The organism is Providencia alcalifaciens (assembly GCF_020271745.1).
Taxonomy (GTDB): domain Bacteria; phylum Pseudomonadota; class Gammaproteobacteria; order Enterobacterales; family Enterobacteriaceae; genus Providencia; species Providencia alcalifaciens_B.
Genome location: NZ_CP084296.1, coordinates 1,293,263 through 1,308,904, shown reverse-complemented (window position 1 = coordinate 1,308,904; position 15,642 = coordinate 1,293,263). Strand labels below are relative to the sequence as shown.

Genomic DNA, 15,642 nt, shown 5'->3' with positions numbered 1-15,642 from the left:
GGAGATAAATTATGTCAATGCAATCTCAGGACATTATTCGTCGCTCTGCCACCAATTCCCTGACGCCCGCACCTCAGGTGCGGGACTATAAGGAAGAAGTTGCAAAGCTGATTGACGTCACAACCTGTATCGGCTGTAAAGCGTGTCAGGTTGCGTGTTCCGAATGGAACGATATCCGTGACAAAATCGGAACAAACGTTGGGGTGTATGACAACCCAACGGATTTAACCGCTAAGTCATGGACAGTAATGCGCTTCTCTGAAGTGGAAGAGAACGATAAATTTGAATGGCTGATCCGTAAAGATGGCTGTATGCACTGTGCTGACCCGGGCTGCCTGAAGGCATGTCCATCAGAAGGCGCAATCGTCCAGTACAAAAACGGTATCGTGGATTTCCAATCTGAACACTGTATCGGCTGCGGTTACTGCATCGCGGGTTGCCCGTTTGATGTGCCACGTATCAACCCAGAAGACAACCGTGCTTACAAATGTACGCTGTGTGTTGACCGTGTTGAAGTGGGTCAAGAGCCTGCCTGTGTGAAAACATGTCCAACTGGCGCTATCCATTTTGGTAGCAAAGAAGACATGATTGGCATGGCTGGCGAACGTGTTGAAGAGCTGAAAACTCGTGGTTATGCAAACGCAGGTTTATACGATCCACAAGGTGTGGGCGGTACGCACGTTATGTACGTATTGCACCATGCGGATAAGCCGCAGTTGTATCACGGACTACCAGAAAACCCGAGCATCAGCCCAACAGTCACCTTCTGGAAAGGTATCTGGAAGCCGATTGCTGCGGTTGGTTTTGCGGCAACATTTGCGGCGGCAATTTTCCACTATGTGGGAATTGGTCCAAACCGCGTCTCCAAGAAAGATGAAGAAGAGGCTCTAGAAGATTTGCACAACGCAATGTCGTCTGACACTTCGAAATCAAAAGAAGGGGAGGATCAGAAATGATGCCAGATGATAACGACAAAATTATTCGCCACAAACCGATTGAAAGGATCAATCACTGGGCGGTTGTGATTTGCTTCTTGTTCACGGCTATTAGCGGACTGGGCTTTTTCTTCCCATCGCTGAACTGGTTTATGAACATTTTAGGCACGCCACAACTGTCTCGAATTTTGCATCCATTCGTGGGTACGGCGATGTTCTTGCTGTTCGTCTTTATGTTCTTCCGTTATTTCCACCATAACTTCATTAATAAAGAAGATATTAAATGGGGGAAAAACATCGGTAAGGTACTGAAAAACGAAGAAGCTGGCGACGTAGGCCAATACAACCTCGGTCAGAAAGGGGTGTACTGGGTAGTTACTATCTGCTTGCTGGCATTGGTTGTCACTGGCGTGATTATGTGGCGCCCATTCTTTGCGGACTACTTCCCAATTCCAGTGTACCGCGCTGCTATCCTCATTCACTCGTTGTCAGCCATTGGTTTGATCCTGATGATTGTTGTGCATGCGTATGCGGCAATTTGGGTCAAAGGTTCTGTGCGTGCGATGGTTGAAGGTTGGGTAACACGTGGTTGGGCGAGAAAGCACCACCCACGTTGGTACCGTGAGCTAGTCGCTAAAGAAAAGCAGCAACAAGAGCAGCAAGAGAAAAACTAAGCGTTTTTATCTTGATGAATCAAGCCCATAACATTGGTTATGGGCTTTTTTTATGTCTAAAATAGATAGTGTTAATCACGGATTGTAAAACTATAAATCAGCGCACATCCCAAAAGAATTAACACTGCAGAAAATCCGACATACTGGTAATTCACCGATAAGATCCCGCCAGCTAACCCCCCTGTAATAAAAGAGAGTACCGCCAAAAGCAGCACTTTTTTGCTACTGTCCCCTGGAACATTTTTTAAAAAGGCATTAATGCAGGATGTGGTCATGCCGGTGACATAGGTTGAATGAACTCCAACCGTTCCCGCCTTATTAAAATAACCATTTTGAATGCCCATTGAGAAGCTGATCAGTAAAATGGCGAAATCTGGTGAATACAAAGGCTGTATGAAAAAATAAATAGTAAAAACACCGCTAAATATTAAAAATACCAGACCTAGAACAAAGCGGTACAACACAATCGCGCTATGCTTGAGCCTAATCCAAGAACCCAAAAATGTTCCTGCAAAAAATCCTAATATGGAAATTGCAGAGAGTAGCAACATGCCAATATTCATTTTGGCGAGGTAAATCATACTTAAAATGCTATTTCCCGTCAGATGGCCAGTAAACACCTCAAAGATGACAAATGAGCAGGCATCGACAAATCCGCCAATAAAGGCAAGCAATAAAAAGAAGGGTGTGTGAGACTTTGCTTCGAAATGAAATAATGACGTCATATTGTTGCCCGTTATGATGCGGATAGAGAGCACATCATTATATGTGCCAATTGGATTAACATCATGGAAATAACAGTAGTTATATCAAATAAAAATGCCCTAATACCAATTTGTTATTTCCACAGACAAACCAGGGTTAACAACGGCGAATATTCGAGGGCTAGAGTAGCCTATCAGTGACTTTTGTTTTATCCTGACGGGTACAACGGCAAGATTTGCTGGTAACCGAATATTTTCTTAGAGGCTTGCGGGGAAATGCGAATAGGCAATTTCTCGGGGTAAGTTGTTATAAAAAATATAAAAGAGAGAGAGCAATGGGTATTCGTATCGTCCCGAAAGAAGAATTAGGTCAAGAAAGATTAAAAGAAAAAGGCATCGGTTTTATTCCGCCTGTTTTATTCCCTAATTTAAAAAGCCTTTATCAACGTCGTGCAGAAAGATTAAAAGAGTTAGGCGTTGGTGAACATCCTTTTGCAGATTATCTGAACTTCGCTGCGGAAGTGGCAACGGCGCAAAATAATGCGCAGCATGACAATCCATTAGAGATGGATATGGAAGCGGTTTTAGCGCGCTCAATGGCAACGAATACCGCGCCATTAGATGCAAAAACATTCCCACGCACGAATCACTGGCATAAATTATTACGTTCAATCATCGCCGAATTGATGCCAATCGTGCCAGATTCTGTCCGTACTGCTCTCGAAAACTTAGAAAAAGCATCAGAAGCTGAACTCGAAGAGATGGCAACGGCGCTGTTAAACGAACAGTTTGAAAAAGTCCCTGCGGATAAATCCATGTTCATTTGGGCGGCATTGTCTGTCTATTGGGCACAAATGGCTGCCAATATTCCGGGTAAAGCTCGCGCAGAACACGGTGATCACCGCCATTATTGCCCAGTGTGCAACAGCATGCCCGTCTCCAGTATTGTACAAATTGGGACTAGCCAAGGCTTACGCTATTTGCATTGCACACTGTGTGAAACAGAGTGGCACATGGTCCGTGTGAAATGCAGTAACTGTGAACAAACTCGTGACCTTAACTACTGGTCACTGGATGATGAAAATGCCGCAGTGAAAGCAGAAAGTTGTGGTGACTGTGGTAGCTATCTGAAAGTGTTATACCAAGAGAAAGAAGCCAAAGTGGAAGCGGTAGCGGATGATTTAGCGTCGATCATTTTAGATGCACGTATGGAAGAAGAAGGTTTTGCTCGTAGCAGCATTAACCCATTCTTATTCCCGGGCGAAAAATAATCTGTTAGCTGCACAGTAAGAAAGAGAAGAGTGACTATGGATGAATCGAATGTCGCGCTATACCGCCAGCTACCTGCCATCGATAAGCTTTTGCAATTCGATGAAGCACAAATATTGGTAGAGAAATCGGGTCTGCATTGGGTCACGGAATGTCTGCGTGAAATGCAGGAACAAGCGCGAGCGTCTATTGCACAAGACGGATGCTTACCGAATTGGCACGGTGATTGGTTAGCGGAACTGTCTGTTCGCCATGATAAATTGCAACACAGTGCGTTAAAAAACGTCTTTAATTTGACGGGGACTGTCTTGCACACCAATCTAGGACGTGCAGTGATGTCTAACACCGCCATCCATGCTGTCTCGCAAGTGATGAGTTCGCCAGTCACGTTAGAATATTCTCTTGATGGCGCAACGCGGGGGCATCGTGATCGCGCCATCGCTGACTTGCTGTGCCAACTAACAGGGGCAGAAGATGCCTGTATTGTGAATAACAATGCGGCGGCGGTTTTACTGTTACTAGCTACCGTTGCCCCGCAGCGTGAGGTGATTGTCTCTCGTGGTGAGCTGGTGGAAATTGGGGGCGCATTCCGCGTTCCCGATGTGATGGCTCAGGCAGGCTGTAAATTGGTTGAAGTGGGTACCACTAACCGAACCCATTTACGGGATTATGAAAATGCCATTAATGACCAAACAGGGTTGTTAATGAAGGTGCATACCAGTAACTACAGTATTGAAGGCTTTACCGCAGAAGTTGAAGGGGAAGAGCTGGCCGTATTGGGGCAAAAATACCAATTACCGACGGCGATTGATTTAGGCAGTGGGTCGATGATTGATATGACCGCGTATGGATTGCCTGCGGAGCCGATGCCACAAGCGTATTTATCTCAAGGTATTGATTTAGTCTCGATTTCAGGAGACAAACTACTGGGAGGACCTCAAGCGGGGATCATTCTTGGTAAGAAAAAATGGATTGATGCCATTCAAAAACACCCTTTAAAACGCGCTCTTCGCGTGGATAAAATGGTGCTTGCCGCGTTAGAAGCGACGCTAAAACTCTATTTAACTCCAGAAAAACTCACCACTGAACTGCCAACATTACGCTGGCTAACACGCTCCCAAGAAGAAATTAGGCAGAGTGCCGAAAATATCCTCGTGAAGCTGCAAGCCTATTATGGGGATCGCTTTTTTGTAGAAACGGAGCCTTGTTTATCACAAATCGGTAGCGGCTCTCTTCCCGTTGACCGATTACCCAGCTATGCGATTACATTGGCACCTCTTGATGGAAAAGGCGGCAATTTAGAGCGTCTTGCCAGCCGCTGGCGTCAATTACCTCAGCCTGTGATTGGGCGTTTAAAAGAGGGTAAATTGTGGCTAGACCTACGTTGCCTTGAGGATGAACACGGGTTAGTACAGGCGTTATTGTCATGATTTTTGCGACAGCGGGCCATGTTGACCATGGTAAAACATCGTTAATTCAAGCGCTGACTGGCGTGAACACCGCGCATCTTCCGGAAGAGAAGAAACGCGGGATGACCATCGACCTTGGCTATGCGTATTGGCCGCAACCTGATGGTAGCTCAATCGGTTTTATTGATGTTCCCGGGCATGAAAAATTCCTTGCGAATATGTTGGCGGGGATCGGTGGGGTTAATCACGCTCTACTGGTGGTGGCATGTGACGATGGGATCATGGCGCAAACCCTCGAGCATTTATCGATTTTACGACTAGCGGGTTGCCAAGATATCTCGGTGATTTTAACCAAAGCCGATCGGGTTGATGAGCCGCGAGTGGCAGAGGTCACTCAGCAGGTTCATGCCGAGCTGCGTCGCCAAGGCTGGTTGAATGCGCCACTATTTATCACTTCAGCAAGTACAGGGCTGGGTATTGATGCGCTTCGCCAATACTTACAGCAACTGCACCAACAACAGAATTCTTCGACTGACCTGCAACAGCGTTTTCGTTTAGCCATCGACCGTATTTTCCATGTAAAAGGGGCGGGGATTGTGGTCACAGGAACGGCGCTTGCGGGTAAAGTGAGTGTGGGTGACTCCTTATGGGTGACGGGGGCGGATACTTCGGTCCGTATTCGTGGCATTCATCGCCAAAATCAAGTGGCAGAGTTTGCGCAAGCGGGGGATCGCGTCGCGCTTAATTTAACGGGGAATATCGATAAAGAATCGATAACTCGTGGTGATTGGTTATTGGCGGAGCAACCTGCTTTTATCGCTTCTCGGGTGATTGTGGAACTGACCTGCGATGCGCCACTCAAACATTGGCAGCCCGTGCATCTTTACCACGGTGCAAGTCACATTACAGGGCGGGTCTCTTTGCTGACAGAATCGGGTGAAACGCCGATGTTGGCAGAGCTTATTTTAGATACGCCACTGTGGCTGGTGGATAATGACCGATTAATTATTCGCGATATTAGTGCGCGGCAAACCCTTGCGGGTGCGCGAGTGATCCGCTTAGTGTCCCCTCGTCGTGGTAAGAGACAGCCTGAGTTTCTCGATTGGTTATCCCGTTTATGTGCCACAGATGATGAGCTGATTCAGCTTAACTTACAGTTACCCAGTGGTGAGCTAGACTTAAACAGTTACGGTTGGTCGCGTCAGTTAACCCAATCGGCATTAGATATCCTACTGGAGCAAGTTGATATTGTCCGTGTCGGTGATGTGGTGCTTTCGGCGTTTAAAGCGCAGGTAGCCAAGGACAAGCTGACCCAATCTCTCGAAAATTTCAATGAAATTCATAGCGACCAGATAGGTGTAGGTAAAGCGCGATTGAAACGAATGGCGCTACCAACGATGGATGAAACCTTAGTATTCAAATTGATTAGTGATTTGATTGCCGAGGGAGCGATTAAGCAGACCCGTGGCTGGCTGCATATGCCGCAGCATGGGTTAGTGTTTGATGCCAAGCAACAAGGTATTTGGCAACAAGTGGAAGGGCTGTTTTCTCATCCTGAAGCTCGCTGGGTACGCGATATTGCCTTAGAAACGGGTCACGATGAAGATACTATTCGCCGTATACTGAAAAAAGCCGCACAAATGGGGCTGATCGTAGCGATTGTGCGCGATAGGTATTATAGCAGTGAACAAATCCGTCAATTTGCCCAAATTATTTCACGTTATTGTGCGGAGCATGAGGTGATTTTTGCCGCTGATTTTCGTAATGAATTGGGGATTGGTCGCAAACTGGCGATTCAAATTCTCGAGTTCTTTGATAAAAGCGGTTTTACTCGGCGTAAAGAAGATGGGCATTATTTACGAGACAAAGGCATTTTTGTTGAATAAATTGTAGGGTTTACGCCATTATAATGCTGGCAATTTTATTAACCTTGATACCTTTTTGTGAATTGTGGAAGTCAAATGAATAAAAAACTAATTGCGAGTATTTATCTGGCGCTGATTTTTATTGGCTCGCTATTTTTAGTCTTTGAAAAAAGTGGCGTTATCTATCCTGGTCTGATTTCCATCTGTGTTTACGCTGTTATATTTGGCGTTTTATTTACAGTCACTGCTCGTTTGGTTTTCTCTGCAATTATTACGAGTACTCTGTTTATTATCATCAAAATCTTTAACCAGTTGAAAGTTCACTATTATAAAGAGCAACTTTTCTTCACTGATATTAATTTGATGACGGATACCTCCAACTTAGGGACATTAGGCCACTATTGGTTGGCGGGCGTAGCGGTACTTGGGTTATTTATTCTACTTATCATCAACGGTGTGATCAGTTGGCGTTTATCTACACCATGTAAACGCAGGGTATCACGCGTGGTTAGCGTGCTCATGGTCATCGTGGGTTACTTCGGGGCGGATTGGGCAAGTACGCATTACTTTGATAAATGGTCACAAACGTTGCCGAAAGGCCGTGGTACAGTGACGAATTTGGTGATGTCTGCACAGAATGCGAAATACAAATCACCGCATTTTGTCGGTGATGCGAGCTATTTTGAGCAAAAAGCCGCGAATATTTCTTTGGCGAATAATGAACAAACCGAAAAGCCTGATATTTTGCTGTTATTACAAGAATCCACGGTTGACCCAAAAGTTTATGATTTACCTGCGGGAACGAAACTGCCCGAGTTATTTATGTTCCAGCAAGATGCCAATATGATTGCACATAGTCCGATGCGCGTACAAACCTTTGGTGGCGGGACATGGTTATCTGAGTTTTCCGCATTAACGGGATTAAATAGCGATGATTTCGGGGCGCAAAAAAGCGGTGTGTTCTATTTCGTTGTCGACCATTTAAATAACAGTTTATTTAAAGAGATGAAAGCCAACGGTTATTATACGGTCGTCCTGACGCCGTTTAATAAAGGGGCTTATCATTCAGGTCACGCTTATGAAACGTTGGGTGTTGACCGTATTATCCAGCCCCAAGAGTTGGGTTATCCTGGTAAATTGCAAGATAATTTATGGGCGATCAGCACGGAAGATATGCTGAAGTACGTGAAAGAAATTTTGGCAACAGAAACGGACAAGCCAGTCTTTATTTTTGCATTAACGATGTATGAACACGGGCCTTATAAAGAAGGGCACAGTGATGACTATGGAATTAAAGATAAGCTAGATAATAAAGACTCCGCGGGCGAATTTAGCCATTATATGGAAAAAATCGTCCATTCTGATGCGGCTATTCGTGATTTTGTTTCGTTTATGGAAAAGCGCCAGCGCCCATTGATGTTCCTCTATTTTGGTGACCATCAACCGGGGATCAGTTTAGATAAATATAAGTCCACATTATCGTCTCCTGCTTATGCGACACAGTTTACCCTAAGAGATAACCTGAAATCGGGTATTTCAATTAAATCAGGTGAGTTAACGGATATTTCATTCCTTGGCGGCATGTTGCTGGAGCGCGCAAATCTGAAAGTATCGCCATTCTATGAAGCGAATATTAAGATGCGTCATTTATGCGACGGTAAACTGAATGACTGCGAAGATAAGCAGTTGCTCGATGGTTATCGCCACTATGTTTATCATGTACTCGGTGTCGCCAATAAAGATGAGGCCAAGTAGTTTATCTCTAATTAATGCTAGAATGTTGATAAACCATCATTTAATAACGTAAGAAGATAACGAATATGAAATATTTGGTCACGGGAAGTGCCGGGTTTATTGGTTTTAGATTGTGTCAAAGACTGTTAGAAAGTGGGCATGAAGTTATCGGTATCGATAATATGAACGCTTATTATGATCAGGGATTGAAACAGTCTCGACTGCATATTCTTGAACAATATCCGCAGTTCCGGTTTATTCATCTTGATATCACTGACCGCGAAAAAGTGCTGGTGTTGTGTACTCAAGAGAATTTTGACCGCGTTATCCACCTTGCCGCACAGGCAGGGGTGCGTTACTCATTACAAAACCCATTTGCGTATGCTGACAGTAATTTGAATGGGCATTTAGCGATTTTAGAAGGCTGCCGCCAAGCGAAAGTGAAACACTTGGTGTATGCCTCTTCGAGTTCGGTGTATGGCGTGACCGATAAAATGCCATTCACCACCGACATGTCTACCGACCACCCTATCTCGTTGTACGCTGCGACCAAAAAAGCCAATGAGTTAATGGCGCACTCTTATTCGCATCTTTATCAGCTGCCGACGACAGGCTTACGCTTTTTCACTGTGTATGGCCCGTGGGGACGCCCTGATATGGCGCTGTTTAAATTCACCAAGGCTATCTTAGCGGGTGAACCTATCGATGTTTATAATAACGGCGATCTGAGCCGTGATTTCACTTTCATTGATGATATTGTCGAAGGTGTTATCCGCGTTTCAGATATAATTCCGCAAGCAGACCCGCAAAATCGTTCAGATTCCCCAGCGCAAAGCAGCGCACCTTACCGCATTTATAATATTGGTAATGGGCAGCCAGTGAAGCTGAAAGATTTTATTTCTGCATTGGAAAATGCGTTAGGAAAAGAAGCCATTAAGAACTTCTTACCAATGCAAGCGGGAGATGTTTACACGACATGGGCAGACACCGAAGACCTGTTTAACGTCACCGGCTATCGCCCACAAGTTTCTATTGAACAGGGTGTTCAGGCGTTTGTTGATTGGTATAAATCGTATTATCACCGTTAATACTGACCATCGATACCATAAACCACCTGAAATATCCGCAGAAGGATTTGAGAGGCAAGTTTGAAAATAGCAATCGCAGGTACCGGCTACGTCGGTCTGTCTAACGCCATGTTACTGTCCCAACACCACGAAGTGGTGGCGGTCGATATCATTCCTGAAAAAGTGGCGATGCTTAATAATAAGCAATCCCCGATTATCGATACCGAAATCGAACAGTTTCTAACGGAAAAACAACTCAATTTCCGTGCAACCGAAGATAAAGTCGAAGCCTATACTGGCGCGCAATACGTGATTGTGGCGACCCCAACAGACTACGACCCAAAAACCAACTACTTCAACACCAATTCAGTGGAATCTGTCATTCATGATGTGAACAAACTGAACCCAGAAGCGACCATTATCGTCAAATCCACCATTCCAGTGGGCTTTACGGAGCGTCTGCGTGAAGAGTTCGGTTACACCAACGTGATTTTCTCCCCAGAATTCTTACGTGAAGGTCGTGCGCTGTGGGATAACCTGTACCCGTCCCGTATCGTGGTGGGCGAGCGCTCTGAACGCGCACAGATTTTTGCTAATTTGCTGTTAGAAGGCGCGATTAAGAAAGATGTACCGGTGCTGTTTACTGACGGCACTGAAGCGGAAGCGGTTAAATTATTCGCGAACACCTTCTTAGCCATGCGTGTGGCGTACTTCAACGAATTAGACACTTACGCAGAAAGCCGTGGCTTGAATGCCCGTCAAATCATTGAAGGGGTTTCTTTAGACCCGCGTATCGGCAGCCACTACAACAACCCATCCTTCGGTTATGGCGGCTACTGCTTACCAAAAGACACCAAGCAGTTACTGGCGAACTACGACGATGTGCCGAATAACCTGATTAACGCGATTGTTGAATCTAACCGCACGCGTAAAGACTTTATCTCGGATGCCATTATCGCCAAAGCGCCACGTAAAGTTGGTGTGTATCGCTTAGTGATGAAAGCGGGCTCCGATAACTTCCGTGCCTCGGCGGTGCAGGGTGTGATGAAGCGTATCAAAGCCAAAGGGATTGAAGTGGTGGTTTACGAGCCAGTCTTAAAAGAAGAGGAATTCTTCCGCTCAAAAGTCATTCGTGATTTAGACGCATTTAAAGCTGAAAGCGACATTATCTTGGCAAACCGCATGGTGCCAGAACTGGATGATGTGGCAGACAAAGTCTATACCCGTGACCTGTTTGGTAATGACTAAAGCTTGGTAATGACTAAGATTAAAATAGTCAGCGGTGATTTATAATGAAAATGCCCCACATGTTGGGGCATTTTTTATTTGTATTCATCATTATTCGGATAGATAACTTTCCATCACCATCCCACCCGCACCTTGGGCGACGATTTCATAAGAATCATTAGCTGGGTAAATGCGCGGTTTGATATGCGGGAAAATCGACAGTTTTTGCTCAATGGATTTTTTAGTCATCTCAAAGAAATGGTTTTTTGGGGTGAGGGTTCCCCCGCAAACCACCACATCCGCTTGGGTAATTAACACGGCGTTGGCAATCGCAATACCATAGTAATAAGCGGCTTCTTCTAAGGCTTTAAGACACACCTCATCATTCTGGGCAAGCGCCTGAAAAATCGTGTGATAGTTAATGTCATCTTCAGATTTGACAAGTTGGTTAATGACCGAGGGTTTGCCAAGTCTTAAATGCTGAATTACGCGAGATTTAATGGCGTGTAATGAACTGTACTGTTTTAAACAGCCAAATGAGCCACATTCACAACGCTGACCATTGATATCGATAGTCGTGTGTCCAAAAGCTTGTGCGGTGCTAATTGGCGTTGGGGCATATTGGTTGTTGATAATGGTTGAGCTGCGAATGTCGGTGTCACAAGTGGTGAGTAAGAATCGTTGGCTATCAGAAGCGTAGCGTAAACGGTACTCCGCAAATGCCGCGAAGCTGATGCCACTTCCTAACAGGACAAAGCAGGGAACTCGCTGGGTAATGTATTGATATAGCGATTGAATTCGTGCGCTGTAGTCAGAGTAAGGCACTTTATCGCGTTCTAAAATATGGTCGATGGCAATGCCGATACCCAGTATTTTTTGAGTATCTAACTGATGCTCAGCAAGCAGCTCATCGACGTTGTCCAATAGATGGTCGAGCATATTTTCGGCAGTTTCGAGGTGCTCATACTTGATTTTGACTTTGCCAAGAATGTCTAACTTCAGATTTTGCAGAACAATCGTAGAGTAGATATCACTCATCTCAATGCCAATTAAGTAGCCATCAGCCGGATTGACGCTGTACAAAATAGGTTTGCGTCCTCCTGTTGATTCTCCAAGTTCCGAAGTAGAGAGTAACTGGCATTTACTCAGTTCATCGAGGAGCCTGGCACAGGTCGCGGGTTTCATGTTCGCGAGGGAGGTTAGCGCTTCCGCCCGAATTGGTCCGTGGTTGAGGATCAGCCGATACAGCGTTTTGAGTTTTTGAGTTTTGGAATTTTTGGATGTACGAAATTCGTTCAATAAACGGTGTAACAATGGCTCCCCCTCCTGTTTTTGTTCGTGATAGATCCAGCCATGCAGCGAATAGTCCAAGATTAACAGATTCACATGACGAGTACTTTAACAGATATCATGTTTATCAACATTTTCTCAAAATGAGATTAAGATCGCTGTTAGATTTTCTAATTACGTTATTATCCCAATCATCTTCTTTATTTGATTTGATTGCGGAGCGCATTATGCACAACACCAAAGATATCTTAGAAAGCCTGAGTTTTATCCAATCTCGTACGGATATGAAACCCACTGTTGGGATCATTTTAGGGTCTGGATTAGGCCCATTTGCCGATACGTTAGAAAATGCGGTGCATATTCCTTATAGCGAAGTACCCCATTTTGCGAAGTCTGAAGCGGTAGGTCACGCGAACGAGTTAGTGATCGGGACGATTGCCGGCAAAACAGTGGTGGCGATGAAAGGCCGTTTCCACTATTACGAAGGTTTTTCGCTGGATCAAGTGACCTTCCCTGTGCGTTTAATGAAAGCGCTGGGTGTGGAAAAACTGATCATTACCAACGCTTGTGGGGCAGTGAATACTGACTTTAACCCGGGCGACCTGATGGTCATCACTGACCATATTAACCTGACAGCGAATAACCCATTAATGGGACCAAATAATCCAGAGCTGGGTGTCCGTTTCCTTGATGTCAGCGAAGTGTACAACAAAGAGCTGCGCCAAACGATTTTGGATGTCGCGAAGGAGCAAGGTGTGTCTCTGCGCCAAGGCGTGTATGCATGGTGGACGGGCCCAACCTATGAAACGCCAGCTGAAATTCGCATGATCCGAACTCTCGGAGCAGATGCGGTGGGGATGTCGACAGTACCTGAAGCGCTAGTGGCTCATCATTCTCAGATTAAAACCGTGGGTATTTCCTGCCTAACCAACATGGCGTGCGGCATTTTAGAGCAGCCTTTGAGCCATGATGAAGTGATTGAAACGGCAGAAAAAGTGAAAGCAACCTTCTTAAAATTAGTGACAGGCGTGATTGAGCGTTTCTAACTTTTTATCAAATTAAGATTTTTATCAAATTAATAGAAAGACAGTGCGGGAGCGGTTTTCCTTTGGGGCGTTATCGCCGAGCTGAGAATGTTACCCGCCAAATTCACTCCAAACGGAGTCTAGTATGAATATTAAGTCTCGTTTAAAGGTCATGCTTTTTCTGCAATATTTTGTTTGGGGAAGTTGGCTGGTGACATTGGGTGCCTACATGATGAAAACCTTGGATTTCTCCGGGGCTGAAGTCGGTATGGTGTACAGCTCGAAAGGGATTGCCGCTATTTTGATGCCCGGGTTAATCGGCATCATTGCGGATAAATATATTCCTGCAAACCGCCTGTATATGCTTTGCCATATTATTTGTGCCGGTTCGCTGTTTTACGCTGCGACGGTGGCGGATCCATCAGTGATGTTCTGGGCAATGTTAATTAATGCGATGGCATTTATGCCGACTATCGCTCTGTCGAACACCATTAGTTACTCATCGCTAAGTCAGTATCAGCTAGACTCTGTTGCCAATTTCCCACCAATTCGTGTCTTTGGTACTGTCGGGTTTATTGCGGCGATGTGGAGTATTAGTTTACTGAAATTTGAATTGAGCAGTATGCAACTGTATGTGGCGGGAAGTTGCTCGTTGCTGCTCGCGATGTATTCCCTGACATTACCAAAAATGGCGGTGAATAAGCAAGCTATCACCACCAGTTGGATGAGTAAGCTTGGATTAGATGCATTAGTGCTGTTCAAAAAGCCGATTATGGCGGTATTTTTCCTGTTTGCGATGCTACTGGGTGCGGTTCTGCAAATTACCAATACGTTTGGTAGCCCGTTCTTGCATGATTTTGCGCGTAACCCGCTGTATCAAGACAGTTTGATTGTTCAGTATCCATCGATTTTGCTGTCAGTTTCCCAAATGGCTGAAGTGGTATTTATTCTTGCTATCCCATTCTTTTTAAAGCGTTATGGTATTAAAACCGTCATGCTGCTCAGTATGTTGGCATGGACACTGAGATTTGGCTTCTTTGCCTTCGGTGACCCATCGACTATCGGCTTGATGTTCTTAATTATGTCGATGATTGTGTATGGCTGTGCGTTTGATTTCTTTAATATTTCCGGCTCTATTTTTATTGAGCAGGAAGTGGATCACCGTATGCGTGCCAGTGCTCAAGGGTTGTTTATGACCATGGTGAATGGTGTGGGTGCCTATTTTGGCGCGATATTGAGTGGATTGGTCGTCGATTACTTTGGTGTGGATGGCGTGAAGGATTGGCAGTCAATCTGGCTGGTGTTCTCGTCCTACACCGTAATATTGGCCGTAATTTTCTACTTCTCTTTCCATTATAAGCACCAGCGTGAGAAACCGTTGGAAATGGCAAAAGCGGGTTGATGGTTGAGTTTGATTTAATAAAAAAGCCAGCGAATTCAGTGAATAAGCTGGCTTAAAGTTACTCTGAAAAGTGAATTTTATTCGATGTTCTGAATCTGTTCGCGCATTTGCTCGATCAGCACTTTAAGTTCAACAGCAGAGTTAGTCACTTCACTATTAATAGACTTAGAGGCAAGGGTGTTTGATTCACGGTTAAATTCTTGCATCATGAAATCAAGACGACGGCCGCTGGCTTCTTTCTTCTTCAGAATATTGCGTGTCTCTTTAACGTGCGCTTCCAGTCGGTCTAACTCTTCAGCGACATCAACGCGCTGAGCCAGTAAAATAAGCTCCTGCTCTAAGCGATTGTTATCCACTTGAATTTGTGCTTCGTCTAACTTGCTTTGCAGGCGGTCACGCTGCCATTGCAGGATTTCAGGCATATGTTGGCGAACTTTGGCAACTTCAACCAAAACACCATCCAGACGTTGCTCGATAAGGCTATGCAGTGCCGCGCCTTCGGCTTCACGGCTCTGAATAAAGGCATCGATGGTTTCATCTAAGCCCGCCATTAACTGTTCACTAATCGCGTCTAAATCTTGTTCACCAGCGGACATCACACCCGGCCAGCGTAAGATTTCTAACGGGTTAATCTCGCCTTCATGGCTGTAATTTTTTACCCAGTTCGCTGCGCTAATCAGCTGTCGAGCTAAATCCTCATTGAGAAGTAACTCACCACGGTGAGCACCATCTAAGTCAAAACGGAGGTTACATTCGACTTTACCACGGGTTAGACGGGAACGAAGGCGTTCACGGATAACTGGCTCTAAGCTGCGAAATTGCTCGGGTAAACGGATATAGGTTTCTAAATAACGCTGGTTTACGGAACGCAGCTCCCAAGCCGCATTCCCCCATTCACCCTTGATATCACGGCGGGCAAAAGCAGTCATACTACGGATCATAATTCGTTCCTATCATTCATTAAGATAACAGGATTATAGCGCTATGACGGATGACAGGATAGGCATTATCCGATTAACAACGTATAATACGTGCCAATTT

General features: G+C 45.1%; 13 protein-coding genes. 10 read left to right on the top strand and 3 right to left on the bottom strand.

Going from position 1 to position 15,642, the window contains the following annotated elements; all coding sequences use genetic code 11:
* Positions 1–11: 11 nt before the first annotated feature.
* Together fdxH and fdoI are read left to right on the top strand one after the other, a co-directional pair.
* Positions 12–956 carry a formate dehydrogenase subunit beta gene (gene fdxH / locus LDO51_RS06055; protein ID WP_225576714.1) on the top strand — a complete coding sequence of 315 codons (945 nt, stop codon included), beginning with the start codon at positions 12–14 and terminating at the stop codon, positions 954–956.
* Positions 953–1,609, top strand: a complete 657-nt coding sequence (gene fdoI / locus LDO51_RS06050; RefSeq protein ID WP_036950687.1) for a formate dehydrogenase cytochrome b556 subunit — start codon at positions 953–955, stop codon at positions 1,607–1,609. The genes fdxH and fdoI overlap by 4 nt, the downstream gene beginning before the upstream one ends.
* Before the next feature lie 71 nt (positions 1,610–1,680).
* Here the strand turns inward: fdoI and LDO51_RS06045 are convergent, their stop codons facing one another.
* Positions 1,681–2,334 carry a YoaK family protein gene (locus LDO51_RS06045; protein WP_225576713.1) on the bottom strand — a complete coding sequence of 218 codons (654 nt, stop codon included), beginning with the start codon at positions 2,332–2,334 and terminating at the stop codon, positions 1,681–1,683.
* A gap of 314 nt (positions 2,335–2,648) precedes the next feature.
* Between LDO51_RS06045 and fdhE the strand changes: the two genes are divergently transcribed.
* From fdhE to LDO51_RS06015, 6 genes are all read left to right on the top strand, one after another.
* Positions 2,649–3,584, top strand: coding sequence for a formate dehydrogenase accessory protein FdhE (gene fdhE, locus LDO51_RS06040; protein WP_225576712.1), 936 nt, complete (start codon positions 2,649–2,651; stop codon positions 3,582–3,584).
* A gap of 36 nt (positions 3,585–3,620) precedes the next feature.
* Positions 3,621–5,012 (top strand): L-seryl-tRNA(Sec) selenium transferase, encoded by a 1,392-nt coding sequence (gene selA, locus LDO51_RS06035; RefSeq protein ID WP_225576711.1) that lies wholly within the window; start codon positions 3,621–3,623, stop codon positions 5,010–5,012.
* Positions 5,009–6,877: a selenocysteine-specific translation elongation factor gene (gene selB, locus LDO51_RS06030; protein WP_225576710.1), complete on the top strand. Its 1,869-nt coding sequence runs from the start codon at positions 5,009–5,011 to the stop codon at positions 6,875–6,877. The genes selA and selB overlap by 4 nt, the downstream gene beginning before the upstream one ends.
* Before the next feature lie 75 nt (positions 6,878–6,952).
* On the top strand, positions 6,953–8,611 hold the full coding sequence (locus LDO51_RS06025; RefSeq protein WP_225576709.1) for an LTA synthase family protein: 1,659 nt from the start codon (positions 6,953–6,955) through the stop codon (positions 8,609–8,611).
* Positions 8,612–8,676: 65 nt separating this feature from the next.
* On the top strand, positions 8,677–9,678 hold the full coding sequence (locus tag LDO51_RS06020) for an NAD-dependent epimerase (RefSeq protein WP_225576708.1): 1,002 nt from the start codon (positions 8,677–8,679) through the stop codon (positions 9,676–9,678).
* A 60-nt stretch (positions 9,679–9,738) separates the two neighbouring features.
* The gene (locus tag LDO51_RS06015) at positions 9,739–10,905 is read left to right on the top strand and encodes a nucleotide sugar dehydrogenase (RefSeq protein WP_225576707.1); all 1,167 of its coding nucleotides are present in this window, start codon (positions 9,739–9,741) and stop codon (positions 10,903–10,905) included.
* 90 nt (positions 10,906–10,995) lie between these two features.
* Here LDO51_RS06015 and LDO51_RS06010 read toward each other — a convergent pair whose 3' ends face one another.
* On the bottom strand, positions 10,996–12,069 hold the full coding sequence (locus LDO51_RS06010; RefSeq protein ID WP_225577233.1) for an ROK family protein: 1,074 nt from the start codon (positions 12,067–12,069) through the stop codon (positions 10,996–10,998).
* Between the two features lie 332 nt (positions 12,070–12,401).
* Here LDO51_RS06010 and LDO51_RS06005 point away from each other — a divergent pair, with 332 nt between their 5' ends.
* Both LDO51_RS06005 and LDO51_RS06000 read left to right on the top strand, forming a co-directional pair.
* Positions 12,402–13,220 carry a purine-nucleoside phosphorylase gene (locus tag LDO51_RS06005; RefSeq protein ID WP_036950708.1) on the top strand — a complete coding sequence of 273 codons (819 nt, stop codon included), beginning with the start codon at positions 12,402–12,404 and terminating at the stop codon, positions 13,218–13,220.
* A 124-nt stretch (positions 13,221–13,344) separates the two neighbouring features.
* Complete coding sequence (locus LDO51_RS06000; protein WP_225576706.1) at positions 13,345–14,601, top strand: nucleoside permease; 1,257 nt, start codon at positions 13,345–13,347, stop codon at positions 14,599–14,601.
* 77 nt (positions 14,602–14,678) lie between these two features.
* On the opposite strand, the gene LDO51_RS05995 is transcribed toward LDO51_RS06000, so the two are convergent.
* Complete coding sequence (locus LDO51_RS05995) at positions 14,679–15,542, bottom strand: YicC/YloC family endoribonuclease (RefSeq protein ID WP_154599593.1); 864 nt, start codon at positions 15,540–15,542, stop codon at positions 14,679–14,681.
* Between the last annotated feature and the right edge of the window lie 100 nt (positions 15,543–15,642).